This is a genomic window from Micromonospora chersina (assembly GCF_900091475.1).
Lineage (GTDB): Bacteria > Actinomycetota > Actinomycetes > Mycobacteriales > Micromonosporaceae > Micromonospora > Micromonospora chersina.
In genome coordinates, this window is sequence record NZ_FMIB01000002.1 from 1 (window position 1) to 23,980 (window position 23,980).

The following is a 23,980-nucleotide window of genomic DNA, read 5'->3' on the forward strand; positions in this document are numbered from 1 at the left end:
GGGCGTCGACCTGCTCACCGGGGAGGGCCTGGACCGGGCGCTGGAGGGCGCGCAGGTCGTCGTCAACGTCGCCAACTCGCCGACCTTCGACGACGCCTCGATCGACTTCTTCCGTACCACCATGAACACCCTGCTGGCCGCCGGGGAGCGGGCCGGCGTGGGGCACCAGGTGGTCTCTCGATCGTCGGCGTGGACCAGGTCCCCGAGCTCGACTACTACCGCGCCAAGACCGTCCAGGAGGACCTGCTGCGGCAGGGGCCCACGCCGTACTCCATCGTGCGTGCCACCCAGTTCTTCGAGTTCATGAACGCGGTCCTGTCCTGGACCGCCGACGACAGCACCGTCCGGCTGCCCGCCACCCGGATCCAGCCGATGGCCGCCGCGGACGTCGTCGACGCGGTCGTCGACGTCGCCACCGGGGCGCCGCTGAACGGCATCCGCAACGTCGCCGGCCCGGACGTGTTCGCCCTCGACGAGCTCGGCGGATCACCCTGACGACGACAACGACCGACGTCGGGGCGCATGTTCGCGGTGGCCGGGCAGGACGTACTGATCGGGGGCCCGGACGCGCACCTCGCGCCACGCACTACCGGGACTGGATCCGGTCCACCCGCTGACCTGGGCGCGGGCGCGCAACCGCCGGCGGACGTCTCCCGGGAGGCGTCCGCCGAGCCCGGGGGCGCCGTCCCGGATCACCGTGACTCCGGTCCGGCGGCTCGCGGAGGCGGTCGACCAGCTCGCGCGCCGCCTGGGCGAACCGCCGGTCGGACTCGCACGGCCGGTGTCCCTGGATCGGCGGCGGGACGCTGTCGCCGGGCGGGCCACCACCTCGGCGGGATCCCGCAGTCGGCGGTCCACGGCCGCGGCGCCCCGCCGACCGTGGCCGGCGCGCCCGGCCGGTGCGGGGAGAAGATCCAGCCGCCGACCGGGTCGGTGTCGCGCCACAGGTTCAGCCACCGCCAGCCGACCCGGGCGCCGACTCGTGCAGCACCTCGTCGTCGAGGTAGGCGGGAAGAGCCGGGCGTAGAGTCGGCGCAGGGGCGAGGCGTGGGTGAGCAGGGCGACCCGGTCGCTGATCCCGGGCGGCAACTGGAGCACCGTCGCGGCGGCCAGGACCGAACCGTGGCTGTGTCCCGTGAGCAGCACCGCGTGGCCCCGGCCGACCAGGTACGTGATCCGCCGGGTCAGCTCCGGCACGGCCCGTTCGGCGTAACAGGGTGGCGCGAAGGGGTGCGCGGCCCGGGGCCAGAACGTGCCCAGGTCCCACAGGACGCCGACGTGGCGCCGGAACTCCACCGTCCGGTAGGCGAAGATCGCGCCGACCACCAGGCCGAGGATGATCGCGGCGATCACCCAGCTGCCGAACGCGATGCCGAAGGTGACGAGGCCGGCCGGCACCCCGGCGTACCGCTCGAAGACGTCGCCGGGGCGCAGGTCCAGCACGCCGATGGTGGTGGTGGCCGTGCCGAGCCCGGCGAGGCAGGCGTAGACCACCGCCAGCGGGATCAGGCGCTCGGTGAACCGGGCCTTCGCGATCGCCCGCCGCACCTGCCGCAGCCGCGGCCCGGCTTCGGCCGGCGGGTCCGGATGGTCGCGCGCGACGATCGCCGCCGCGGCGCGCGACCGGCCGGGTCGGGTGGCCAGCGTCACCAGGCCCGCCACGGCAAGCGTGACGAGCGCCGCCCGGAAGAAGCCGTAGATCGCCCAGGTGTACGCCCGGGGCGGCCCGGCGGCCGGTCCCGCCGCGGGCGGCGCGTTGCGGTCCAGGAAGTCCGCCACCCGGTAGACCGTCTCGGCGGAGTACGCCACGGCCAGGCCGATCGCCGCGGCGGTGCTCGCCAGCGCTCCCAGCCCGAGCAGCGGCGTGGCGCCCGGCCGGCGGTCCCGGGGCCACAGCAGCACGGCTCCCAGCGCGGCAAGCAGGGCGGTCTGGGTGACGAACAGCCAGGTGAGGGTCGCGTCGTAGCCGGGGAGGCCACCCCCCTCGGGCCAGCGCGCCGGGCCGGTCAGGACGTGAAGCCCGACCACGACGGTCAGGACGACGGCGCTGGTCCGCAGCATGCTGGTGACCCGGTCGAGTCGCCGGTCCTCGGCGGCCCGGTCGATCAGCGCGGGCGTGCAGAGCATCACCACGCAGGCGGCCAGGACGGCGCCGGTCACGACGGCCAGCGCGACGGTGCCGGCCGAGGCGCCGGGGGAGGCGCGGGCGGCGAGCAGGGTGACGTCGAGTGTCGCGAACGCCGCCGCGACGTGGAGGGAGCGCAGCCGACCCACCAGCGGCTCCGCGTCCCACCTGCCGACGGTGCCGAGCCGGTGCCCGGAGACCCCCGCCTCGGGTGGGCGGAACGCGTCGAACGCCCGTCCCGGCCGGGTGCTGGCACGCCAGACCAGGCCGACGGCGGCGGCCGGGACCAGTCCCAGGACCGCCAGCCGCAGCCCGGCCGGTCGCCCGCCCAGCCAGGACAGCCAGCTGCGCCCGGCCAGGCAGTGCGGCGAGGCCAGGCAGCGCCAGGCGACGAGGTCCAGCGCGACGCCGGCGAAGGCGAGCACGTACAGCGCGGTGAGCGTGAGCGCCAGCAGGCGGCACAGCGCCCGGACCGTCGCGTCCGAGCCGTGGTTCCCCGGGCGCATCCAGATGGCCAGGTTGGCCAGCATGAACGGCAGCAGGAACACCAGCGACAGGGTCCGGCCCATGGTCCCGGAGGCAGGTCACCCCAGCGGTACGCCTCCACCGTCGCCCCGTCGGCGCCGGCGTCGGGACAGCGGTGGCGGAGCCGGTAGAAGCCGCCGTCGCGGTCGCCCGCGACCTGCTCGACCGGCGGCAGGTCCGGGGCCTGGCCGGCGCCCGCGCTGGCGGCCCCGTGCACCCGCAGCTCCACGACGTCGTCGGACGTCCCGGGCCCGCTGCGCCGCGCTGCTGCATCCGACATCGGCCCCCGAGCCGTCCTGAGGGTCCGAACCGGGTCGACCCGGTCGCGGCCCGCCCCGCGCCAACGGGCGGTCTACCCCACCCGGTCGGGCCCAACCCCGCGCCGGGTGCCGGTGCCGGGCGGGGTCGTTGCGCTCGCTGGTGCGGGTGGTCCCTGCGCACCACGGAGAGCAGCAGGCCGGCCGCGGCCAGGGCGGCTCCGGCGACGGCGGCGTACGCCGGGAGGTCGGTGGGAATGCCCAGGTAGACGGTGATGCCGAGGATGCGGGACAGGCCCCAGGGCAGCAGCGCCATCTGGTCGTTCCACACGGTCAGCGCCCGCTCCAGGCCGATCGCCGTGACCAGGCCGGCCAGCAGCCCGAGCGGCACGCCCGCAGCGGTCAGGGTCAGCCCGACGGCGCGGCGGCGCGGCAGGCCGTACCGGTCGCGGAGGACGACCGCGGTGGCCACGAAGAGCCAGCAGAACGCCGCGAACGCGACGGTGAGGTAGGCGGCGCGCAGCGCCGGCGCGGTCCAGAAGGCGAACCAGTACCGCCCCGGCCCGCGCCCGGCCAGCGCAGCCAGGAGCAGCGTGCTGCGCAGCAGCGCGACCCCGCCGACCACGGCCCACAGGTGGAACGGGTCGCGCCGGCCGACCACGAGGCGGACGACGAGGGCGAACAGCGCCCATCCGCCGAGGGTGACCAGCAGGTGCGCGGGGGCCGCGAACCAGGTGAACACGAGCCGGCTCGCCACCAGGACCACAGCCGGCAGCAGCCAGACCAGGATCCGGTCCGCCCGGGGCACGGGCGCCGGCAGCGCCGCCACCCGCCACGGCCGGACCGCGCCGAGCAGCAGCCCGCGCGCGGCGCCGCCACCGACCCCGCGACCCCGCAGGCCGAGCAGCACCACCGCGAGGATCAACGCGAGCAGCGCCCGGGCCGCCCACGCCATGGCCGGGTCCCGGTCCGCGCGCCGCGCCCCGAGGTCGGCGGCCGTGAAGTTGTACGCGGGCAGGTCCAGGTCGGCGCCGTAGCGCTGGCGGTGCGCGTCCCGCGCCGCGTGGTACGCCGTCTCGGCCGCGCGCCACCCCGCGTAGGCGTCGGGGGCGCCGGTGTCCAGCCACTGCGCGTGCCGCAGCACCATGGTCCGGTAGGCCGCCAGCGCCTCGAACAGGTTCACCTCGTAGTCGAGCGTGTCGGTGAAGTGCTCGCGCAGCCCGGCGTCGCGCCACGTGCCCGGGTCGGTGGCGGCGACCAGATCGCGCATGCGCCGGGCCAGCGCCACGGCCTGCCCGCCCTCGTCGATCGCCGCGTCGACCCGGTCGCCGGTCACCGCGTAGATGCTGTCGAGCGCGGCGGAGTCGCCGGTCGGGATGTCCCACTCGAAGATCCACATCATGGGCGGCGGCTCCAGCCCGAGCGCCCGCACCGACCGGTCGGCGTACGGCCCGATGTAGAGGCCCTTGGTGACCGCCTCCCGGGACAGCGCCATGGCCTGCCCGATCGCGGCGACGGTGGCCGGGTCGGCGGAGAACGTCCGGTACGCCCAGTCCGCCGTGACCTGCGCGGGGTCGGCGTCCGGGTCCCAGGCCAGCCGGGCGACGGCGTACGTGTTGAGGTCGTAGAGCTGCCAGAACCCGCTGCGCAGGTAGAGCGACATGGGCCCGGCGCGCAGCGGGCCGCCGTCCTGCGTCCAGTTCCAGACGCCCTCGACCCTCGGGTTGGCGGCGAGGAACGCGCGCAGCGCCTGGCGGTGCAGCGGGCCGAGGTCGTTGGGCAGCGCGCCGAACCCCTCGAACTCGCGCCGGGCCTGGAACTCCACGATGCGGCGGTGCGCGCCGGCCAGCAGTGTGGTGTTCAGCGGCAGGTGGCTGTAGAAGTCGCCGAGGACGTACTTGGTGGACACGATCAGGTGCGGGTCGTCGAACCCGCCCAGCACCCGCGCGTACGACCCGGGGTTGGTGTGCAGGTCGCCGACGGCGCCCACGCCGACGGTCCAGGTGCGGAAGATGATCTCCCGGCCGGCCTGTCCCGCGGTGTCGAGCAGCGCCCGCAGCATCGCGCGCACGGACGCCTCGGTGGTGACGGCGAGCTTCGAGGAGTAGTCCCAGCCGTCCCCGGCGTACACCTCGCCGCCCTCACCGACGCGGACCATCAGGCCGTCGACGAAGGGCAGGCTCTCGAACAGCTCGGCCAGCCCGGCCCGGTAGACCGCCCACAGCCGGGGATCGGTCACGTCGAGGCCGCCGACGGTCCTGGTCAGGTACGCCTCCAGCGGCGGCGACACCGCGAGCATGTCGGTGAGCAGGAAGACCTTCACGCCCATCTCCTCGGCGTACCCGAAGACCGGGCCGAAGGCCGCGACCATGGCCCGCGCGCGGTCGACGTGCGGGTCGCCGGGCGGGTAGACGGCGTGCCCGTCGCCGACCTTCGCGAAGGTGACGTACTCCAGGAAGCCCGGCACGACGACGGCGTTGTAGCCCTGCGCCACCGAGTGGTCGACGAACTGCCGGAACTGCGCCCCGATGCGGGCCACCGCGGCGGCGTCCACCCACGGCGCCCGCGGCAGCAGCGCCTCCCGGACCACGTCGGTGTTCAGGTTGTAGTCGTCGCCCGCCGCGAAGGCGGCCGGGTCCGGCTCGCGGCCCACCGAGCCGACGTCGGTCAGCCGTAGGCCGAGCCGGGGCGTGACCAGCCGGCCCGCGTCGGCGGCGGGCAGCGCCTCGGCGCCGGAGCGGATTCGGTCGGCGAGCCGGTACAGCCCGGCCGCGACGCCCGCCACGTCGCCCCCTCGACGGTCAACTCGTTCCCGCGGACGTCCATCCGGTACGACTCGGGCGCCGGGTCCGGCGCGGCGAGCACGCCCGCCCGCAGCGTGGTCACCGCCGCGAGGTCCGGTGCGCGCGGTCCGGCCGGTGCGTCGGTCCGGGGCGCGGTCGGGCCCGGCGGGGCCGGTGTGACGACCGGGCGGGGCAGGCCGCGGGAGACGAGCGCGTCCGCGACGGCGGCGGCGGCCTTGCGGGTACGCAACTCGTCCGGCACGACCACGGCGGCCAGCGGCGGCGCCGGCGCCGCGACCCGTGGGGGCGCGGCCGCGACGTCCTCGCGCGGCACGGTGGCGGGGCGGTGGCTCAGCCCGAGCGCGCCGTCGACGCCCCAGGCCACGCCCGCGCCGAGCAGCAACACGACGAGGGCGGCGGCGAGCAGCGGGTACGGCCGCCGGACCGGAGCAACGCGAATCACGCTCGCATGGTAGGGGCGCTTCCGCCGCCGCCGGCTCGTCGAATCCGGTGAGCGGCCCTCTCCGTCCGGACCCCGAAACGCAACTATTGGTTGCGCGAGGCGCGCCGCCGGGGTAGCGTCATGTGCAACCAAACGTTGCAGGAGGATGCCGTGGAATTCGGAACCATCGAGCGCGAGATCTACGTCGAGGCGTCGCCCGAGGTCGTCTTCGAGGTGGTGAGCAGCCCCGACCACCTCAAGCAGTGGTGGCCGGACGACGCCCGGTACGACCCGACGCCCGGGTCGACGGGGGAGATCGTCTTCGGCGATCCCGACGCGGGTGGGGCGGTGGTGCCGTTCACCGTCGTCGACGCGCGGCCCCCGCAGCGGTTCTCGTTCCGGTGGACGCAGCCGGCCGGCGAGGTCGCGGCGGAGGGCAACTCGCTGCTGGTCACCTTCGACCTGACCCCGTCCGGCGGCGGAACGCTGCTCAGGATGACCGAGACCGGCTTCCGCGAGATGGGCTGGGAGATCGCCGTCCTGGAGCAGCAGTACCGGGAGCACGTCACCGGCTGGGACTTCTACCTGCCGCGGCTGGTGTCGTACGCGGCGACGGTGGAGGTGCGGGCGTGAGCACCGGGGTGGCCGAGCAGGTCGACGACGATCTCTGGTCCGCGATCGGGGATCCGACCCGCCGGCGGATGCTCGACCTGCTGCTGGTCGAGGGCCACGGCACCGCGACCACGCTGAGTCAGCAGATGCCGGTCACCCGCCAGGCGGTGGCCAAGCACCTCGGCGTCCTCGACCGGGTCGGCCTGGTCCGGGGGACGCCGGAGGGCCGCGAGAAGCGGTACCGGGTGGACGACGCGCAGCTCGCCCGCGCGGTGGCCCAGCTGGCCTCGGTCGGATCGGCGTGGGACGCCCGACTGCAGCGCATCAAGCGGATCGCCGAGGCGATCCAGCGCACCCGACAGGACTGACGAACGAGAGCAGGGAGAGACGAGATGGTGGACATCCTGCACCGCGTCGGGGTCAAGACCCCGACGCCGGCGAAGGTGTACGAGGCGCTGACGACCGTCGAGGGCCTCGCCGGTTGGTGGACGGACGACACGAAGGGCAGCGCCGACGTCGGTGGTGTCCTGGAGTTCCGCTTCCCGCCCGGCGGCTTCGACATGGAGGTCGTCGAGCTGCGGCCGTCGGAGCGGGTGGCGTGGCGGGTGGCCGACGGCCCCGAGGAGTGGCTGGGCACCACGATCGACTGGGACCTGCGCCAGGACGGTGACTACACGATCGTGCTGTTCGCGCACCGGGGCTGGCGGGAGCCGGTGGAGTTCATGCACCACTGCAGCACCAAGTGGGGCTCCTACCTGATGAGCCTGAAGTCGCTCGTCGAGACCGGCGACGGGGCGCCGTCGCCGCGGGACGTGCAGATCAGCGACTGGCACTGAGCCCGGTGATGATGCCGTTCGAAACCATGCCGACCGGGTAGACGCCGCCCGTGCTCGCGCTCGACGGGCCACGGACGGAAGGGACGGCCATGACCAGGATCGGCATCATCATCGGGAGCACGCGTCCCGGACGCAACGGGGAGGCGGTGGCCCGCTGGGTGCACGAGATCGCCTCCCGGCGCGACGACGCCCAGTACGAACTCGTCGACATCAAGGACTTCAACCTGCCCCACCTCGACGAGATGGCGCCGCCGTCACTCGGCCAGTACACCCAGCCGCACACCCTGCGATGGGCCGAGAAGATCGCCTCCTACGACGGCTACGTCTTCGTCACACCGGAGTACAACCACTCCACCTCCGGCGCGCTGAAGAACGCGATCGACTTCCTCTACGCCGAGTGGAACAACAAGGCGGTCGGGTTCGTCAGCTACGGCAGCGTCGGCGGCACCCGGGCGGTGGAACACCTCCGCCTGGTTGTCGCCGAACTGCAGATGGCGGACGTACGGGCCCAGGTCGCGCTCTCCCTCTTCACCGACTTCGAGAACTTCAGCGTCTTCAAACCCGGTGACCACCAGGTCGGTGCGGTGAACACGATGCTCGACCAGTTGGCCGCCTGGAGCGGCGCCCTGGCGCACCTGCGCGCCGGCACCACGATGGCCACCCCGCAGTCCGGCGCGTAGCCGGCCGGACCGATGAGTTCCGCCCACCGAGGCGGTCTGCCGAGGGACGGAGTACGCACCGAAGGGGGAGGAATCCCATGGGCAGGCTCGTCGTGACGGAGTTCGTGACGCTGGACGGGGTGGCGCAGGCACCGGGGCAGCCCGAGGAGGACCGCGCCGGCGGCTTCGCCCACGGCGGGTGGCAGGCGCCGTTGCTGGACCACGAGTCCGGCGCCGCCATGTTCGCGCAGGCCAGCAGCATGGACGCACTGCTGCTGGGCCGCCGGACCTACGAGATCTTCGCCGACTACTGGCCGACGGCGCCCGCGGAGATCCCCTTCACCGGGCTGCTCAACCGGGTGCCCCGGTACGTGGCGAGCCGCACCCTCCACGAGCCGCTGGGCTGGGAGGGTGCGACGCTCCTCCGCGGCGCCCTCGCCGAGGCCGTCACCGGGCTCAAGGAACGCCACGACGAGGTGCACGTGATCGGCAGCCTCGACCTGGTGCAGTCGTTGCTGCGCCTCGGCGTCGTGGACCGCCTGAACCTGTGGCTCTACCCGCTGACGCTCGGCAGCGGCAAGCGGCTCTTCGCGGGCGGCACGGTCCCGGCGGCGTTCCGGCTCACCGAATCGGTCACCCACCCCTCCGGCGCGCTCCAGTTGACGTACGAGACGGCGGGCACCCCGACCTACGGCAACCTCGCGCATCCGGCCGACGGCCGGGACGGTTGACCCGCCTCGGTCCGGGCCGGTGGACAGCCAGTCAGCGGCTCGTCGCCGCCTCCCGGTCGCGACCCGCCGCGGCGCCGTCGAGGGCGTCCATGCGGTCAAGGGCGACGGCGCCATCCGCGCGGGCCCACGCATCGCCGGCGGGCGCCGCTCCCGCGCCGCGCCGCCCTGCCCGCAGGACCGCCAACCCCACCGTCACCGCGGACAAGGACAACACCGCCGCCTGCAGCAGCCGGCTTCTCCTGGCGCGCCTACGCTTCACCTGATCTCTCCCTTCACCACGGGTGTCTCCGGTCCCATCGTGAAGGCGCGGGAGCGAAAGCGCGGCACGTTCGGTGCGGTTGACCCGTTCGGGCTGTTCCGGCCGGCGTGGCGGCACACCCACCCCCGTGGCATCCCACCTGGCCAGCGGGCGGGCATAACTCCCGCGCCGGCGGGCATTCCCCGACCGGCCCGAGCCGAACACGACATATTCGACGCCGCCTCCGCGCGCACGTCAACGAGGCCCGATCCCGTCCTTCACAGGGGAGTCTGGCGTCGCGGGGGAGTTTCCCGGCCGCGTCGGCGGCCGGGAGCGAGGGAGGGAGCAGGGCCATGACGGCAACGAACCAGAGCCGCCCGCCGGGCGGCACCGGCGAGCAGGCCCGGCAGGAGGCTTCCCGGGTCGGCCAGGCCGCCACACAGACCGGTGGCAGGGTCGCGCACGCCGCGAGCGAACAGGGCGGGCACGTGGCCGCCGAGGCGTGGCAACAGACCCGGAACCTGACCGGGCAGGCCACGACGCAACTGCGGGACCAGGCCCGAACCCAGCAGCACAGGGCCGCCGACGGGCTGCGCGACCTCGGCCGCGAGCTGGGCTCGATGGCGGAGCGCAGCGGTGAGTCCGGCCTGGCCGGCGAGGCGGTGCGACGGGCGGCGGACGCCGCGCAGCGGGCCGCCGGGTGGCTGGACCAGCGGGAGCCCGGAGAGGTGCTGGACGAGGTGCGGGGGTACGCCCGGCAGCATCCGGGCACGTTCCTCGCCGGCGCCGTCGTGGCGGGTCTGCTGGTCGGCCGCCTCACCCGCAACATGACCGCCGCCGACGGGGCAGGCCCCGGCGCGCAGCCGGCCCAGCCCGCGCCGACAGCGCCGGCGTCGTCCGAGCGGACGGTCGAGGCGCCGTACGCCGGAGAGCAGCCGTACACCGGGGTGGCCCGGGCGCAGAACGTGTCGCCTCCCGGCCGGCCCGAGCCGGAGGTCCCGGGCGGGGTGGCGCCGTGAGCGCCCCGGAGAAGGAGCGGAGCCAGGCCTCCGTCGGTGACCTGCTGGGCGACGTGACCCGGGATCTCTCCACGCTGGTCCGCCAGGAGGTCGAGCTGGCCAAGGCGGAGCTGCGCGAGGAGGCGAGCCAGGCCGGCAAGGCCGGCGGGATGTTCGGCGGGGCGGCGCTGGCCGGTTTCCTGGCCGTGCTGTTCGTGTCGTACGCCGTGTGGTGGGGCCTGTCGAACGTGATGGACGAGGGCTGGGCCGCGCTGATCGTCGCGGTCGTCTGGGCGGTCGCCGCCGCCGTCCTGCTCGCCAACGCCCGGACGAAGATGCGGCAACTCCGTGCGGTCCTGCCGCGGACGAAGCAGACCGCGCGGGAGATGCCGCAGGCCATGCGAGGTCGGTGACCGAGCCAGGGAAGGAGCGGGTCATGTCCAACGATCCGGACCGGATCCGATCGGAGATCGAGAACACCCGCAGCGAGTTGAGCAGCGACGTGGATGCCTTGACCGACAGGATGAACCCGCGTCGGATCGCCGGTGAGCGCGTCGGGCAGGCACGCGGCGCGCTCAGCCGGGCAAAGGAGAAGGTGATGGGCGCACAGATGGACGGGCACGGCGTAGGCCAGCGGATGTCGCAGGCCACGGGTTCGGTCCGCGACGAGGCGCGGTCACTCGGACAGCAGTCGCGGGAGCAGGCGCAGGGCAACCCGCTCGCCGCCGGCCTGATCGCCTTCGGCGCCGGCCTGCTGGTCTCCTCGCTGATCCCGCCCAGCCGCCACGAGCGGCAGTGGGCCGGGCAGGCGCGGGGCATGGTCGGCGAGCACTCCGCCGGGCTGCGCGAGCAGGCGAGCCAGGTCGGTCACCAGCTCCGGGACAACCTGCGGGAGCCCGCGCAGCAGGCGGCCCAGTCGGTGCGGTCCACCGCCACCCAGGGCGCATCCGCTGTCCGGGACCAGGGTCGGTCGGCCGCCCACCAGGTTCGGGAGGAGACGCAGGCGGCCGCCGACGACCTCCGCCATCGGTGAGCGGACCCTGCTCACGCTTCAGACCGGGGCCTCGTACTGATCGTGGCGGGCGTACAGCGCGGTCCACTCCCGCCGGGTGAGCCGGCGGCCGGAGGTGACGATCTCGGCCAGTTCCCGGAAGTACGGCTCGCGGGGGGCGCCCGGCGTGAACAGGACCAGCATCGACGCCGCGAGACCCGAGTTGTTGGCGAAGGCGTGGATGCCGCCGGGCGGCACGTACAGGTAGTCCCCGGGCCCGGCGTCGATCCACCGGTCGCCGGTGAGGAGGGAGACCGTCCCGTCGAGGATGAAGAACGACTCGGCGAACGTGCGGTGGTAGTGGCCGCGGGGCGTGGTGTCGGCCGGGGGTGTGGCGGCCATGTCCCACCGGTAGAGGCCGAACGCGCCGTCGGTGGTCGCCCCGGTGGCCAGGTGACCCACCGTGGTCCGGCTTCCGATCACCACATCGGGCGGCGCGTCCGCCGGCCGGAAGGTGGCGGTCAGCGCGCCCGCGGGGCCGGAATACCGCGGCGGTGGATAGGACATGGGGGCTCACCTCGGCAGATCGTCGCTCTCGTCGGATTCGAGCCTACGAAGGCGGCCGGCCGGTCGGGGAGGGCCAATTCCAGGCCGTGCCGCTGGGCCGATGCGGGTCCTGCGGTGCACCTGAGCCCTCGATCACGGCGATGCGGAAACGGGGCAGTTCGGGCGTGGGGGAGCAGTAACGTGGCGGGCGAGAGGCCAGGCCACCAGGGAGGTCGCGATGAGCGCGACGGATGTCCGCCGCAACGACGCGAGCGGCACGCCGAGCCGGAACATCGACCTGAAGCTCGAGGTGGTCGTCATCCCGGTGGCGGATGTCGACCGCGCCAAGGAGTTCTACGGGCGCCTCGGGTGGCGGCTCGACCGCACGCCGCCCGGGATCGTCCAGTTCACGCCGCCGGGCTCCGGGTGCTCGGTCCAGTTCGGCCCCACCCTCACCGCCGCGGCGCCCGGGTCGGGCAAGGCGTACCTGATCGTCGCGGACATCGAGGCGGCCCGGAGCGCGATGCTCGCCGCCGGTGTGGAGGTGAGCGAGATCTTCCACCCCGGCCCGGGCGGCCCGGCCAGCGGTCCGGACCCGGAGCGCCGCAGCTACTATTCGCGCGCCGAGTTCAGCGACCCGGACGGCAACACCTGGCTGCTCCAGGAGATCACCGCGCGGCTGCCGGGGCGCGTCGAGTCCGACGCGCCGTCGTTCGCCTCCGGCAACGACCTGGCCGCGGCGCTCCGCCGGGCGGCCGCCGCCCACGGCGAGCACGAGAAGCGGACCGGCCAGACCGACCCGAACTGGCCCGACTGGTACGCGGCGTACCTGGTCAGTGAGCAGACGGGCGCGGAACCGCCGAGGTGAGCGGGCCGCCGGAGCGGCTCAGCCCACGGCGGTCGGGGAGGGCGGCGCGCTGCCGCCCTGCGGCGCCTCGGCGGTCATCAGCCGGATGATCTCGGCGCGGTCGGCGGCGGAGGGCACCCCGTACCCGGGCCGGTACCCGTACACCCGGTCCAGCGGGGTGGAGGCGGTGCGGCCGTCGAGCACCTCGACCGCGCCGGTGTCGATGAGCCCGGGGTGCTCGACGCCGCACGCCTCGGCGACCTTGAGCAGGTCGCGTCGCAGCGTCCGGACGTAGTTGGCGGCCCGCACCGACTTGCGGGCCGGGTCGACGCCCCGGGCCAGCCACGGGTTCTGGGTCGCCACGCCGGTGGGGCAGGTGTCGGTGTGGCACTTCTGCGCCTGGATGCAGCCGATCGCCAGCATCGCCTCCCGGCCGACGTTCACCATGTCGGCGCCGAGCGCGAACGCCACCACGGCGTTGTCCGGCAGCCCGAGCTTGCCGGCGCCGACGAAGACCACCTGCTCGTGCAGGTTCCGTTCGGCGAAGACCCGGTAGACCCGCGAGAAGCCCTGCTGGAACGGCAGCGACACCGAGTCGGTGAAGATCAGCGGCGCCGCTCCGGTGCCGCCCTCGCCGCCGTCGACGGTCACGAAGTCCACGCCCCGGCCGGTGTCGCGCATCAGGGTGGCCAGTTCCGCCCAGAAGCCCAGGTCGCCGACGGCGGACTTGATGCCGACCGGCAGGCCGGTCTCGGCGGCGAGCAGTTCCACCCAGTCGAGCAGGCTGTCGCAGTCGGAGAACTCGGCGTGCCGCGACGGGCTCACGCAGTCCTGTCCCTGGGGGATGCCCCGGGTGGCGGCGATCTCGGCGGAGACCTTGGCGGCCGGCAGCAGGCCGCCGAGGCTCGGCTTCGCGCCCTGGCTGAGCTTGATCTCCAGCGCCCGGACCGGCGCTCCGGCCACGAGGTCCTTGAGCCGGTCGAGACTGAACCGGCCGCGCTCGTCCCGGCACCCGAAGTACGCGGTGCCGATCTGGAAGACCAGGTCACCGCCGTTGCGGTGGTACGGCGACAGCCCGCCCTCGCCGGTGTTCTGCAGGCAGCCGGCCAGGGCGGCGCCCCGGTTGAGCGCCTCGACGGCGTTGCCGGAGAGCGAGCCGAAGCTCATGCCGGAGATGTTGACCACCGATTCCGGGCGGAACGCGCGGGCGCGGCCCCGGGCGGCGCCGAGCACCTTCGCACAGGGAAGCGTGACGTCGTGCCCGGCGGCGGGGGAGGACGGCGGCACCGCCCGGCCGAAGGTGCGGTGCTTGATGATCGGGTACCCGGGGGTGTACTCGATGTCGTTGTCGGTGCCGAACCCGAAGTAGTTGTTCTCCTGCTTCGCCGACGCGTACACCCAGCGCCGCTGGTCGCGGGTGAACGGCCGCTCCTCGTTGTTGCCGGCCACGATGTACTGGCGCAGTTCCGGCCCGATCGACTCCAGGAGGTAGCGGGCGCGGCCGAGGACGGGGAAGGTGCGCAGCAGCGCGTGGTCGCGCTGGAGCAGGTCACGGGCGGCGAGCGCCGCCACGGCGGCGACGGCGGCGGGTACGGCTCTTCGGGCCCAGCTCATGCCGCCACTCTTTCCGGGATCGCCGCCGGCCAAACGGCCCCGCGGGGAGCGTCGCCCCGGTCTGCCAATTTTCTTCAAACCGCCCGGCCGGGGGTCAGCCCGGCACGGGCCGGCCCATCTCCGCCAGGATGCCGGTGCCCTGGCCCAGCTCGATCAGGTATCCGTCGGGGTCGCGCAGGTAGCACCGGATCTCCATCCCGTGGTCCTTCGGCTCCGTCAGGAACTCGCCGCCCCGGGACCGCCACAGCTCGTAGACCGCCCGTACGTCGGTGACCCGGATGTTGAGCGCCCCGCTCAGGGTGTCGGGGTCGGCCGGCGCCCGCGCCGTCACGGTCGGCTTGTCGTCGGTCGGGCCGCCCTCGTCGTTGAGCACGAGGTAGCTGTTGTGCAGGCGGAGCACGGCCGGCCGCCGGTCCCGCACCACCGTGGCGCCGAGCACGTCGCGGTAGAACTCCCGCGAGCGGTCCACGTCCCGCACGATCAGCAGGTGGGTGACGACCAGGCCGTGCTCGGGCTGGAAGTAGTCCGGTGCCTCATCCGTCACGACGCCCCCTCCCTCGGCCCCGCCGGTTACCCGGGTGCGCGCGGGCCACACCCGTCCGGGGCCCGGCCGGGCGGCCGGGCCCCGGACCGCACCTGACGGCCGGGTGTCACCAGCCCACGGCGACCAGCAGCCACTCCGGGTCCGCCGCCGACACGAACGAGGACTGGTCGGCGACGTCGTCGTACGGGAAGCCGTAGGACCGGCCGCCGATGGCGCGGTCGTGCCAGAACTTCGCGTAGTAGTTGGCCGGCGCCTGCTGGTAGAACAGGCTCGGGTCCGACCACTGCGCCGACGGCAGGTGCGCGACGTGGCGGTTGAGCGCCGCGCAGCCGGCCGGGTTGCCGGCGAGCGGCCCGGCGCAGCCGAAGATGTCCGAGGTGGTGGCCGGCAGCCCCACCGACGACGCGTAGCCGCTGAGGTAGTTGGCGTACTGCCCGCCGGGCCGGAACTGCGGCGTGTTGCCCGGCGACGGGATGCGGTACGGCGCCTCGATGGTGGCCAGGTGCTTGAACTCGGCGGGCATGGCGTCCGCGAACCGCTGGAACGTCACCGCGCGGTCCTCGGTGAAGGTCGCCTCGGTCTCGCCGACGGCCACGTCCCGCCCGTCGTGGGCGCGCAGCCGCATGGCCAGCTTCAGGCCGAACGCGTCGACCCGCGTGGTGTTGCCGTTGAACTGGTCCGGCCCGACGGTGAACTCGATGAAGTCGCTGTACTGGCTGGTGGGCGACCCGAGGTGGAAGTACATCCGGCCGGCGGTGTTGACCGGCATGTCGAAGTAGGGCTGCTCCGCGATCGAGTGGGTCTGCCCGTTGTAGCTCCAGTACACCTGGCTGTCGGGATAGCGGCCGTTGGTCCGGTTGAGCACCTTCACCATGAGCACGTTCGCGGCCGGGGGGATCGAGCCGGTGTCGCCCCAGAACCCGCCCGAGGGCGGCGGAGTCGTCGGGGGCGGGGTGGAGCCGGACGTGGTGCGCACCGCGAACTCCCAGAGCGAGTAGCCGTAGGCGGTGGCCCGTGCCGTGCCGTACACCCGCACGTAGCGACCGGAGCCGGTCACGTCGAGCGTCTGGGTGCCGCCGCCCCCGGTGGTCGTGGCGTAGACGGTGGTCCACGGACCGTCCGGGTTGGCGGAGACCTGGACCTGGAAGGCCCGGGCGTACGCGGCCTCCCACTGGAGCGTGACCTGGCAGAGCGTCTGCGTCGCGCCGAGGTCCACGCGGAGCCACTGCGGATCGGCGAAGCCGCTGGACCAGCGGGTGCCGGCGTTGCCGTCGACCGCGGCGGAGGCCGGTGTGGTGGCGTTCTCGGTCGACGAGGCGACCGCCGGGCGGTTGAGCGCGGCGTTGCCGGCGCAGCCGGCGGACCCGATGGCGCCGTAGACCTGGAACTCCCAGAGGGAGTAGCCGTAGGCGGTGGCCCGGGTGGTGCCGTACACCCGCACGTAGCGACCGGTGCCGGAGACGGCGAGGGCCTGCGTGCCGCCGGTCCCGGTGGTGGTGCTGTACACGGTGGTCCACGGGCCGGCCGGGTTGTCGGCGACCTGGATCTGGAAGGCCCGGGCGTAGGCGGCCTCCCAGACCAGCCGCACCTGGTCGACAGTCGCGGTGGCGCCGAGGTCGACCTGGAGCCACTGGGGGTCGCCGAACTGGCTCGACCAGCGGGTGTTCGGGTCGCCGTCGGTGGCGGCGGAGGCGGGCGTGCCGGCGTTCTCGCTCGACGACGCGGTCGTGGGCCGCCCCTGGGAGATGAGGGCGGACGCGGCGCTCGCGGTGAACGGTCCGGCGGCGACGGTGCCGCCGGCGAGCAACGCCAGGACGGCGGCCAGGGCGGTGAGGAGGCGGCGGTGGTGGGGTGGGGCGGTGTGCATGGCATCTCCTACGGGTGTGATCCGGCGGAGAGCGCTCTCGGACCCGAGAGTCGGCCCCGTCCGCGCTTCTGTCAAGAGACCGGTCCGAGGGCCGGGAAAGATCGGTTCCGGACTTTCCCCATTTCATTGACTGATTGAAGCGACTCGATGGAACCTGTTCGCGAGCGCTCTCACCCTCTCGGCCATCAGCCCGTTCACGGGAGCCGCCATGCGCACGCCACCACCCCCGTCCCGCCGGCCGCGCCGTCTCGCCACCACGATCGCGGCGCTGCTCGTCCTGCTCGCCGCCTACCTGACCGTCCCCGTGCGACCTGCCACCGCCGCCGGGCCGCTGCTGTCGCAGGGGCGACCGACCACGGCGTCCTCCGTCGAGCAGGGCGCCACCCCGGCCGCCGCCGCCACCGACGGCGATCCCGGCACCCGCTGGTCCAGCTCCTTCAGCGATCCACAGTGGCTCCAGGTCGACCTCGGTGGCACCGCCACCGTGGACCAGATCGAGCTGGTCTGGGAGGCCGCCTACGCGAGGGCGTTCCAGCTCCAGGTCGCCACCGATCCGGCCGGCCCGTGGCAGACGATCTACAGCACCACCACCGGCACGGGTGGCACCCAGACCCTCGCCGTCTCCGGCACCGGCCGGTACGTGCGCCTGTACGGCACGGCCCGGGCCACCGGCTACGGCTACTCGCTGTGGGAATTCAAGGTTTACGGCACCACCGGCCCGGGCCAGCCCCCGAGCGGCCGGCCGATCTCCGAGTTCAAGACGGTCGCCGCGTCCTCCTGGGAGGGCGGCAACGCGCCCGCCGCCGCGCTCGACGGCCGGACGGCCACCCGCTGGTCCAGCCAGTTCAGCGACCCGCAGTGGCTGAGTGTCGACTTCGGCGGCGTGGCCACGATCAGCCGGGTCGTCCTCAACTGGGAGGCCGCCTACGCCACCGGCTACCGGCTGGAGACCTCCGCCGACGGGAACACCTGGACCACGATCTACTCCACCACTACGGGACGCGGCGGCGTCGAGCAGCTCGCGGTGACCGGCAGCGGACGCTACCTGCGCCTGTACGGCACCGCCCGGGCCACCGGCTACGGGTACTCGCTGTGGGAGTTCCAGGTCTACGGCGCCGTCGACGAGGCGGCCACCACGGCGCCGATGCTGTCCGGCCCCACCCGGCCGCCCGGCACGCTCAACCAGTTCGCGCTCACCGCCCCAGCCGACGGGGCGATGGTCACCACCAACCGCCGGCCCGTGCTCACCTGGGCCGCCGTCGCCGGCGCCACCCGCTACCAGGTGTGGATCAACATCAGCCGCACCGACTACGACTTCGCCGCGCCGGGCAACCTCCTCGACCTCTACACCAAGGTCGCCGAACCGACCGGCACGTCGTACACGCCGACCTGGGACCTGCCGGACCGCTGGACATACAAGTGGTACGTCACCGCCACCGGCGCCACCACGACCACCTCCACCATCCGGCGCTTCAGCGTCTACCTGCCCACGCTGGAGACGGTCGCCGACGGCGTCGGCATCGTCGGCGGCAGCCGCGACCTCAACCGCAACGGCGCCGTCGAGCCGTACGAGAACTGGCGGCTCCCGGTCGACACCCGGGTCGACGACCTGCTGGGCCGGATGACGGCCGAGGAGAAGGCGTACCAGATGTTCTACAACGCCCAGGCGTACCCCCGGGCCGGCTGGCACTTCGGCCCGGCCCAGGCGCAGGATCTGCACGACCAGCTCCTCGCGTCGTCCGGCACCCGGCTGGGCATCCCGTTCGTCTCGGCGGGCGACACCATCCACGGCTACCAGACCACCTACCCCATGCAGAGCGCCCTGGCCGCCGCCCGCGACTACGCCCTCGACTACAAGCTCGGTGACATGCAACGCCGGGAGCAGCTGGAGGTCGGCACCCGGGGCGTCCTGGGACCGCTGGCCGAGGTCGGCACGAAGGTGATCTACCCGCGCATCCAGGAGGGCAACGGGGAGAACGCGCAGGTGGCCGCGGCCCAGGTGCGGGCGCTGGTGGCCGGACTCCAGGGCGGCCCGGAACTGAACCCCGCCTCCGTGCTCGCGACGGTCAAGCACTGGCCCGGCGAGGGCGCCGGCGGTGAGGCGCTGATCGTGTACGACGGCGTGACGATCAAGTACCACATGATCCCGTTCCGCGCGGCCATGGAGGCGGGCGCCGTCAACATCATGCCCGGGTACGCGGGCAGCTCCTACCTCGATCCCGGCGGCCCGGGGGCCGGCGACAGCGCGCCGATCCTCGCGTACCTGCGGCAGAACCTCGGCTACCAGGGCCTGATCACCACCGACTGGCTGCCGTCCGGCTCGTGGGCCGGTGCGGCGAAGGCCGGCTCCGACGTCATGGGCGGCGCGGACCCCGGGGCGGCCGGCTTCTCGATGGCCACGTTCCTCGCGAACGTGCCGGCCGCCCGGATCGACGACGCGGTCCGCCGGGTGCTGCGGCTCAAGTTCCAGTTGGGCATCTTCGAGCGCCCGTACGGCGACCCGGTCAACGGCCCGTACCGGTTCCACCAGCCGGCGTACACCGCGCTGGCCAACCAGGCGTCCCGGGAGGCCATGACGCTGCTCAAGAACGACGGCGCGGTGCTGCCGATCCGGCTGAACGCCGGGGACAACATCGTGGTGGCCGGGCCGCGCGCCGCCGACACCACCGCCTGCTGCGTCTGGACGAGCTTCTTCCACGCCGAGTACGGCTCGCAGACCATGCTGGACGCGATCCGCACCCGGGCCGCCCGGGCCGGCGTCAACGTCTACTCGGGCGACGGGCCGAACCCGAAGCTGGCGATCGTGGCGGTGGGGGAGACCTCGTACACCCACGCGACCAACTGGCCGAAGGAACAGCCGTACCTGCCCCCGGACCAGCTCAAGCTGATCCAGGACTTCCGCGCCCGCGGGATCCCCGTGGTGGTCGCCCTGGTCCTGCCCCGGCCGTACGTCATCACCGAGTGGCGTGACCTGGCGAGCGCCATCGTCGTCACCTACCGGGGTGGCGAGGAGATGGGCCCGGCGCTGGCCGGCCTGCTGTTCGGCGACTACGCGCCGAGCGGCAAGCTGCCGTGGCAGCTCCCGCGCAGCCTGGCCGACGTGTTGCGGCCCGGCGGCACCGACGTGCCGGCCGACGCCGTCGAGTCCTGGGACCTGCCGTACGACCTGGGGGCCACCACTACCGAACGGGCCCAGATCCGGGCCAGCATCGACGCCGGACAGCCACCGGCGACGACGTACGGCAACCCGCTCTACCCGTACGGCGCCGGCCTGACCGGCTTCTGACCGCCGCGGGCGGTGGCGGGGTCGCCGGTGCCTCACGCGCCGGCGACCCCGCCCGTCCCGCTTCGGGAAGTCGCCGCCGTTCGCGGGCCGATGGTATGAATGCAGCGTGGCGCCGTCGCAGAACGCAGACCTGATGGGCAACGTCCGCGCTCTGGTCGAGGCCGCGCTGCCGGCCCGCCTGCCCGGAGCGCGCGTCGCGGCGGACCGTGACGAGATCGTCGTCCCCGTGCCCGGCGGCCGCGCCCGGGTGTCCCTGGTCCCGCTGCTGCGCGGCTGCGAGGACCAGCCCCGGCAGGCGTGGCCCGAGCTGGTGGCCGACTGGATCGCGACGGTCCGCCGGGAGCTGCCGGACAGCGTCTCGGCCGACCTCGGGCCGGTCGACCTCGCGCAGCTCCGCCTCCGCCTCACCCCGGCCGCCCCGACCAGCGAGACCGACGACTACCTGGCCGTGCCGTTCGGTGCGCACTTCACCGCGGCGGTGGTGGTGGACCGGCCCGGGCGGCTGGACCTGCTGACCCTCGCCCAGGCCGCGCGACTGGACCGCGAGCCCGCCGAGCTGGTGCGCATCGCCGTGCGGCAGACGGTGGAGCGCGAACTCACCACCCTCGACATGCGGGACCACGAGCTGCCCACCGGCGGATCGGTGCGCCTGCTCGCCGCCGACGGCAACCCGTACGTGACGACCGCCCTCATGTCGGTCAGGCGGTTCCTGCCCGAGGCCGCCGAGCACGGCGCGCTGGTCGCGGCGCCGCGGTACAGCGCGGTGCTGCTGCACCCCGTGGACCAGGGCCTGCGGGAGGCCGCCGTGGCGCTGCACCGCCTGGCCGGCTCCATGTTCGAGGCCGCCGCCGATCCCTGCTCCGAGCAGGTCTTCTGGTGGCGCGACGGCGAGTTCCACCCGGTGCGCGTCGTGCCGGGGGAGTCCGGCGGGGCCGTGCAGGTGCGGCTGCCCGAGGCGCTGGCGCCGGTCGTGGCGCGGCTGGACCCTCCTACGCGGTGAGCGCCCGGTCGAGCTTCCGGGCGGCCAGCGCCTGATCCCGCCGCGCGGTCAGGAACTCCAGCGCCGCCTCCCGTTCCCCGTCCTGCCAGGCCCGCACGAGCCCGTCGTGGAACGCGGCCTGCTCCGCGAGCTGCCGGGCGCCCGTGCCGGAGGTTCCGGCGGCCCGTTCGCGGCACAGCGCGACGAGCTGGGTCGCCGGCTCGACGGGGGAGGCGGTGCCGTTGACCACCCGCCACCCCGGCAGCTGGTGCCAGTGCGTGCGGCGCCGGCCCGGGTCCTGGGCGAAGTCCCGCTCGGCCACGTCGGCGAGGCGCTCGGCCGGCCAGCCGTCGATCTTCGCCAGGCCGGCGTCCAGCACGAACCGCCGCGCCTGCTCCACCGCCTGGTCGGCGGACAGGTCCAGGGTGGACGGGCCGGTGCGGACCTCGTCCATCCGGATGCCGTACGTCATGATCCAGCTGGTGAAGGGCGTCACGAGCGGCTGCACCCCGGCGGCGGCCCAGCCCACGGGCCGGGTGGGCGAGCCCGAGTAGCCGATCCAGGCCAGTGCCCAGTCCAGCGGCTCGCGCACCAGCACCGTGCCGAGGCCGGTGCCCCGCACGGACCACTCTCCCGGCAGGTCGGGCCGCAGCTCGGTGAGGACCTGCCGCCACCGCCGCGCCCTGTCAGCAGAGGACATACGCACCTTTCGCGGGTCGGTGGCCGGGCCGGGTCAGTCTACGCTCAGCGGACGTTGCGTCGGCCGTAGCTCCTCCGGCGGCTCGGGCAGGCCCAGCACCCGCTGCACCTTGTTGGCCCAGCTCGGCTCGATGCCGGTCTTCAGGCCGGTCTTGAGGTCGTACGCGTGCGCGACCTCCCAGTCGGTCTCCTCGGTCACCGGGTCCCTGTGCTGCCGCTCGAGGATGACGTCCGGCCGGAAGTCCTGGTCCTTCACCTTCGGCGTCTCGACCCCCTGGGCGTCGTAGCCGACCTCGGTGCGCAGCCGGAAACCCGTCTCCGGGTCCAGCATGGTGGTCGCCTCGCTGTCGATCGCGTTGGCCAGCCCACGGTGGGCCTCGGTGCCCATCGCCGTCCGCTCCACGATCAGGTCCGCCACGTCCTCGGGGTAGCCCTTCTCGATGAGCTTCTCCCGCTGCCGCTGGTAGCCCTCCTGCTGGAGGATCGAGTCCCGGTTCTGATCGACGTGGTCCCACGCGTCGTCGACCATCTCCTGGAGCTGGCCGGCGATCTGCTTGCGGGCCTTGGCGATCTCCTCCAGGCTCTTCGGGTCGTGCTTGTCCAGCTCCGGGTCGTTCTGCGGGCGCTGCGCGTCGGCGTCCCCCTCGGACCCGCCGGGCCTGCCGTCGGTCGACCTCGGGCCGCCGGGCCGGCCGCTCTCCGCCGCCTCCGTGACGGCCCGGTGGGTCTCGGCGACCGTGGTGGGCCGGCCGTGTTGTCCGCCACCCCGCTGCCGGGGCACGCCGCCGTCGCCGACCTCCCCGCCGTCGCCGACGTGCCCGCCGTCGCCGCCGTCACCGGTGCCGCCGTGCGGTCCCCTGGGCTTCGCCACGATCCCCCCGGTCAGCCGTTGACGAGCTTGGACAGGTTGGTGAGGCTGGTGACGAGCGCCGTGGTGTAGCTCAGGATCCGGCCCGCCCACTTCAGCACGGCGGCGGTGATCTGCGCGGCGATCACCGGGATGGTGACCACGAAGATCGCCTCGACCGCCCAGACGATGACGCGCGCCACGAGGTCCGCGATGAGGTCACGGACGATGTCGCGGGTGAACGAGACGAGGTTCCCGGCGGCCTGCGTGGCGGCCGCCATGGCCGCGGACGCGCCGCCCAGGCCGGCGATCGCGTCCACGTTGTTCTTCATCAGCGACTGGTACGCCTCGGCGGCGTGCCCCCGCCAGTCCGGCACGTCGCCGGCCAGGTGCGCCTGGAGGTCGGCCGCCATCCGCTGGAGGTGCCCGGCCATGTTGTCCCAGGTCGCCGCGTGCGAGGCGACCACGTCGGGCATGCCGGTCAGCCAGTCGAGCATCTCCCGCAGCGGCTCGAAGTACTCCATCGCCCAGCCGAGGCCGTTGGCCAGCAACGCGCTGAACGGGTCCAGCACCGTGGCGGCGACGTCCAGCCCGAAGGCCGCCCCGGCGAGCAGGTCGTCGACCCAGCCCTCGCTGCGGATCGCGTCGACCAGGCCCTCGACGCCGTCGGCAAGCGACGACCCCGTCCACACCTCCCGGGTGGACCGGACGCCCGCGACCAGCGACTCGTCGGTCATGCCCGCAACCGCCGGCCGATCGCGCTCATCGAACTCGCCGCGTCACCGTCCACGCCGTCGTAGTTGTCGGCGGTGCGGCGCAGCCCGTCGGCGACGAGCCGGAGGTTCTCGTCGACGTACGCGACAAGCTCGTCCTGGCGGGTGTGCCGGTCCTCCAGGATCCCCGAGATCCACCCGCACAGCAGCCCGTACGCCCGGTCGTCCCGGGCGATGTGCGCGCTCGCGCCGCGGACCGCCTCGAACCGGGCGCGCAGCGCCTCGATGTACGCGGCGTGGGCCCGGATCTGCTCGGTGTCGGCCACCCAGCCGGCCGGGCCGCTCATCGCCGCCAGCCGTGGCCGTCGTACGGGCCGGGCTCGCCCCAGCCGGACTCCGGCTCGGGGCGCAGCTGCCGGCCCACCCGCTCGGCGATCGCCCGCGCGGCCGACGAGTCGGTGCCGACGGTCTCCGCGATGATCTCCTGCGACCGCTCGGCGAGCTGCCCCTTCGCCCGCCGGATCGCCGCCATGACCGCCTCGGCCACCACCTCGGGGGAGACCCGCTGGATCTGGCGGCCCAGGCGCAGGTCCAGCAGCGCGCCGGCCGAGTCGACGGTGACCTCGGCCAGGCCGTTGTCGTCCTCGGCCGTGACCCGCAGCTCCTGGAGGCGGTCGCTCATCGCCTTCGTGTCGGCGGCGAGCTTGTCGATGCGGCCCTTCCAGGCCCGCATCTGGTCCATGGCGCCGTCCGGATCCAGCACGCCCCCGCCCAGAGCCCCGCTCACCATGCGCCTCCCCCGAGTAGGCCCGGATCCCGTGACGACTGCCGACGGGCAGCC

Annotated in this window: 24 protein-coding genes and 1 pseudogene; 12 read left to right on the top strand and 13 right to left on the bottom strand. The window is 74.1% G+C overall.

Annotated elements, in window-relative coordinates; genetic code table 11:
• Positions 1–189: 189 nt before the first annotated feature.
• Positions 190–495, top strand: coding sequence for an SDR family oxidoreductase (locus GA0070603_RS31685; protein WP_208862756.1), 306 nt, complete (start codon positions 190–192; stop codon positions 493–495).
• On the opposite strand, the gene GA0070603_RS00080 is transcribed toward GA0070603_RS31685, so the two are convergent.
• From GA0070603_RS00080 to GA0070603_RS31695, 3 genes and pseudogenes are all read right to left on the bottom strand, one after another.
• A complete protein-coding gene (locus GA0070603_RS00080; RefSeq protein WP_244282317.1) occupies positions 487–2,694 on the bottom strand; it encodes a hypothetical protein in 2,208 nt (735 codons plus the stop codon). The genes GA0070603_RS31685 and GA0070603_RS00080 overlap by 9 nt on opposite strands.
• A gap of 1,738 nt (positions 2,695–4,432) precedes the next feature.
• Positions 4,433–5,278, bottom strand: a pseudogene (locus GA0070603_RS32450) (hypothetical protein); the annotation flags it as partial.
• 296 nt (positions 5,279–5,574) lie between these two features.
• Positions 5,575–6,153, bottom strand: a complete 579-nt coding sequence (locus GA0070603_RS31695; RefSeq protein WP_091305369.1) for a hypothetical protein — start codon at positions 6,151–6,153, stop codon at positions 5,575–5,577.
• A 150-nt stretch (positions 6,154–6,303) separates the two neighbouring features.
• Here GA0070603_RS31695 and GA0070603_RS00090 point away from each other — a divergent pair, with 150 nt between their 5' ends.
• The 5 genes from GA0070603_RS00090 (at position 6,304) to GA0070603_RS00110 (ending at position 8,970) form a co-directional block, all read left to right on the top strand.
• A complete protein-coding gene (locus tag GA0070603_RS00090) occupies positions 6,304–6,765 on the top strand; it encodes an SRPBCC family protein (protein ID WP_091305374.1) in 462 nt (153 codons plus the stop codon).
• Positions 6,762–7,112 carry an ArsR/SmtB family transcription factor gene (locus tag GA0070603_RS00095; RefSeq protein ID WP_091305378.1) on the top strand — a complete coding sequence of 117 codons (351 nt, stop codon included), beginning with the start codon at positions 6,762–6,764 and terminating at the stop codon, positions 7,110–7,112. The genes GA0070603_RS00090 and GA0070603_RS00095 overlap by 4 nt, the downstream gene beginning before the upstream one ends.
• 24 nt (positions 7,113–7,136) lie before the next feature.
• On the top strand, positions 7,137–7,580 hold the full coding sequence (locus tag GA0070603_RS00100; RefSeq protein WP_091305382.1) for an SRPBCC family protein: 444 nt from the start codon (positions 7,137–7,139) through the stop codon (positions 7,578–7,580).
• Between the two features lie 89 nt (positions 7,581–7,669).
• Positions 7,670–8,260 carry an NADPH-dependent FMN reductase gene (locus GA0070603_RS00105; protein ID WP_091305384.1) on the top strand — a complete coding sequence of 197 codons (591 nt, stop codon included), beginning with the start codon at positions 7,670–7,672 and terminating at the stop codon, positions 8,258–8,260.
• A gap of 77 nt (positions 8,261–8,337) precedes the next feature.
• Entirely contained in the window at positions 8,338–8,970 is a 633-nt protein-coding gene (locus tag GA0070603_RS00110) for a dihydrofolate reductase family protein (RefSeq protein WP_091305387.1), read from the top strand.
• Between the two features lie 31 nt (positions 8,971–9,001).
• On the opposite strand, the gene GA0070603_RS00115 is transcribed toward GA0070603_RS00110, so the two are convergent.
• Positions 9,002–9,229 carry a hypothetical protein gene (locus GA0070603_RS00115; RefSeq protein WP_091305390.1) on the bottom strand — a complete coding sequence of 76 codons (228 nt, stop codon included), beginning with the start codon at positions 9,227–9,229 and terminating at the stop codon, positions 9,002–9,004.
• Between the two features lie 332 nt (positions 9,230–9,561).
• On the opposite strand from GA0070603_RS00115, the gene GA0070603_RS00120 reads away from it, so the two are divergent.
• The 3 genes from GA0070603_RS00120 to GA0070603_RS00130 are packed head-to-tail and all read left to right on the top strand — an operon-like array spanning position 9,562 to position 11,239.
• The gene (locus tag GA0070603_RS00120; protein ID WP_091305394.1) at positions 9,562–10,227 is read left to right on the top strand and encodes a hypothetical protein; all 666 of its coding nucleotides are present in this window, start codon (positions 9,562–9,564) and stop codon (positions 10,225–10,227) included.
• Positions 10,224–10,619 carry a phage holin family protein gene (locus GA0070603_RS00125; protein ID WP_091305396.1) on the top strand — a complete coding sequence of 132 codons (396 nt, stop codon included), beginning with the start codon at positions 10,224–10,226 and terminating at the stop codon, positions 10,617–10,619. The genes GA0070603_RS00120 and GA0070603_RS00125 overlap by 4 nt, the downstream gene beginning before the upstream one ends.
• A gap of 23 nt (positions 10,620–10,642) precedes the next feature.
• Positions 10,643–11,239: a DUF3618 domain-containing protein gene (locus GA0070603_RS00130; protein ID WP_091305399.1), complete on the top strand. Its 597-nt coding sequence runs from the start codon at positions 10,643–10,645 to the stop codon at positions 11,237–11,239.
• 18 nt (positions 11,240–11,257) lie between these two features.
• Here GA0070603_RS00130 and GA0070603_RS00135 read toward each other — a convergent pair whose 3' ends face one another.
• Complete coding sequence (locus GA0070603_RS00135) at positions 11,258–11,764, bottom strand: cupin domain-containing protein (RefSeq protein WP_091305402.1); 507 nt, start codon at positions 11,762–11,764, stop codon at positions 11,258–11,260.
• Positions 11,765–11,981: 217 nt separating this feature from the next.
• Here GA0070603_RS00135 and GA0070603_RS00140 point away from each other — a divergent pair, with 217 nt between their 5' ends.
• Positions 11,982–12,611: a VOC family protein gene (locus GA0070603_RS00140; RefSeq protein WP_091305404.1), complete on the top strand. Its 630-nt coding sequence runs from the start codon at positions 11,982–11,984 to the stop codon at positions 12,609–12,611.
• An 18-nt stretch (positions 12,612–12,629) separates the two neighbouring features.
• On the opposite strand, the gene GA0070603_RS00145 is transcribed toward GA0070603_RS00140, so the two are convergent.
• From GA0070603_RS00145 to GA0070603_RS00155, 3 genes are all read right to left on the bottom strand, one after another.
• Positions 12,630–14,204: an FMN-binding glutamate synthase family protein gene (locus tag GA0070603_RS00145; RefSeq protein ID WP_091305407.1), complete on the bottom strand. Its 1,575-nt coding sequence runs from the start codon at positions 14,202–14,204 to the stop codon at positions 12,630–12,632.
• Positions 14,205–14,298: 94 nt separating this feature from the next.
• Positions 14,299–14,748 carry a VOC family protein gene (locus GA0070603_RS00150; RefSeq protein WP_091305409.1) on the bottom strand — a complete coding sequence of 150 codons (450 nt, stop codon included), beginning with the start codon at positions 14,746–14,748 and terminating at the stop codon, positions 14,299–14,301.
• A gap of 106 nt (positions 14,749–14,854) precedes the next feature.
• The gene (locus GA0070603_RS00155; RefSeq protein ID WP_091305412.1) at positions 14,855–16,615 is read right to left on the bottom strand and encodes a discoidin domain-containing protein; all 1,761 of its coding nucleotides are present in this window, start codon (positions 16,613–16,615) and stop codon (positions 14,855–14,857) included.
• 208 nt (positions 16,616–16,823) lie between these two features.
• Here GA0070603_RS00155 and GA0070603_RS00160 point away from each other — a divergent pair, with 208 nt between their 5' ends.
• Both GA0070603_RS00160 and GA0070603_RS00165 read left to right on the top strand, forming a co-directional pair.
• Positions 16,824–19,901, top strand: coding sequence for a discoidin domain-containing protein (locus GA0070603_RS00160; RefSeq protein WP_091305414.1), 3,078 nt, complete (start codon positions 16,824–16,826; stop codon positions 19,899–19,901).
• 133 nt (positions 19,902–20,034) lie between these two features.
• The gene (locus GA0070603_RS00165) at positions 20,035–20,901 is read left to right on the top strand and encodes a hypothetical protein (RefSeq protein ID WP_091305416.1); all 867 of its coding nucleotides are present in this window, start codon (positions 20,035–20,037) and stop codon (positions 20,899–20,901) included.
• On the opposite strand, the gene GA0070603_RS00170 is transcribed toward GA0070603_RS00165, so the two are convergent.
• From GA0070603_RS00170 to GA0070603_RS00190, 5 genes are read right to left on the bottom strand one after another with little or no spacing between them, the layout of a single operon-like run.
• A complete protein-coding gene (locus GA0070603_RS00170) occupies positions 20,891–21,580 on the bottom strand; it encodes a hypothetical protein (RefSeq protein ID WP_139131778.1) in 690 nt (229 codons plus the stop codon). The genes GA0070603_RS00165 and GA0070603_RS00170 overlap by 11 nt on opposite strands.
• 33 nt (positions 21,581–21,613) lie before the next feature.
• The gene (locus GA0070603_RS00175; protein WP_091305421.1) at positions 21,614–22,450 is read right to left on the bottom strand and encodes a hypothetical protein; all 837 of its coding nucleotides are present in this window, start codon (positions 22,448–22,450) and stop codon (positions 21,614–21,616) included.
• An 11-nt stretch (positions 22,451–22,461) separates the two neighbouring features.
• Positions 22,462–23,163: a WXG100 family type VII secretion target gene (locus tag GA0070603_RS00180; RefSeq protein ID WP_091305424.1), complete on the bottom strand. Its 702-nt coding sequence runs from the start codon at positions 23,161–23,163 to the stop codon at positions 22,462–22,464.
• Positions 23,160–23,486: a hypothetical protein gene (locus GA0070603_RS00185; protein ID WP_091305427.1), complete on the bottom strand. Its 327-nt coding sequence runs from the start codon at positions 23,484–23,486 to the stop codon at positions 23,160–23,162. The genes GA0070603_RS00180 and GA0070603_RS00185 overlap by 4 nt, the downstream gene beginning before the upstream one ends.
• Positions 23,483–23,926 carry a YbaB/EbfC family nucleoid-associated protein gene (locus GA0070603_RS00190; protein ID WP_244282319.1) on the bottom strand — a complete coding sequence of 148 codons (444 nt, stop codon included), beginning with the start codon at positions 23,924–23,926 and terminating at the stop codon, positions 23,483–23,485. Before GA0070603_RS00190 ends, GA0070603_RS00185 begins: the two co-directional genes overlap by 4 nt.
• Between the last annotated feature and the right edge of the window lie 54 nt (positions 23,927–23,980).

Coding starts and splice junctions, on each gene's coding strand:
- GA0070603_RS00080 (WP_244282317.1), bottom strand. CDS start 2,694: ATGGGCCGGACCCTGTCGCTGGTGTTCCTGCTGCCGTTCATGCTGGCC.
- GA0070603_RS00100 (WP_091305382.1), top strand. CDS start 7,137: ATGGTGGACATCCTGCACCGCGTCGGGGTCAAGACCCCGACGCCGGCG.
- GA0070603_RS00105 (WP_091305384.1), top strand. CDS start 7,670: ATGACCAGGATCGGCATCATCATCGGGAGCACGCGTCCCGGACGCAAC.
- GA0070603_RS00110 (WP_091305387.1), top strand. CDS start 8,338: ATGGGCAGGCTCGTCGTGACGGAGTTCGTGACGCTGGACGGGGTGGCG.
- GA0070603_RS00120 (WP_091305394.1), top strand. CDS start 9,562: ATGACGGCAACGAACCAGAGCCGCCCGCCGGGCGGCACCGGCGAGCAG.
- GA0070603_RS00130 (WP_091305399.1), top strand. CDS start 10,643: ATGTCCAACGATCCGGACCGGATCCGATCGGAGATCGAGAACACCCGC.
- GA0070603_RS00135 (WP_091305402.1), bottom strand. CDS start 11,764: ATGTCCTATCCACCGCCGCGGTATTCCGGCCCCGCGGGCGCGCTGACC.
- GA0070603_RS00140 (WP_091305404.1), top strand. CDS start 11,982: ATGAGCGCGACGGATGTCCGCCGCAACGACGCGAGCGGCACGCCGAGC.
- GA0070603_RS00145 (WP_091305407.1), bottom strand. CDS start 14,204: ATGAGCTGGGCCCGAAGAGCCGTACCCGCCGCCGTCGCCGCCGTGGCG.
- GA0070603_RS00155 (WP_091305412.1), bottom strand. CDS start 16,615: ATGCACACCGCCCCACCCCACCACCGCCGCCTCCTCACCGCCCTGGCC.
- GA0070603_RS00160 (WP_091305414.1), top strand. CDS start 16,824: ATGCGCACGCCACCACCCCCGTCCCGCCGGCCGCGCCGTCTCGCCACC.
- GA0070603_RS00165 (WP_091305416.1), top strand. CDS start 20,035: ATGGGCAACGTCCGCGCTCTGGTCGAGGCCGCGCTGCCGGCCCGCCTG.
- GA0070603_RS00170 (WP_139131778.1), bottom strand. CDS start 21,580: ATGTCCTCTGCTGACAGGGCGCGGCGGTGGCGGCAGGTCCTCACCGAG.
- GA0070603_RS00180 (WP_091305424.1), bottom strand. CDS start 23,163: ATGACCGACGAGTCGCTGGTCGCGGGCGTCCGGTCCACCCGGGAGGTG.
- GA0070603_RS00185 (WP_091305427.1), bottom strand. CDS start 23,486: ATGAGCGGCCCGGCCGGCTGGGTGGCCGACACCGAGCAGATCCGGGCC.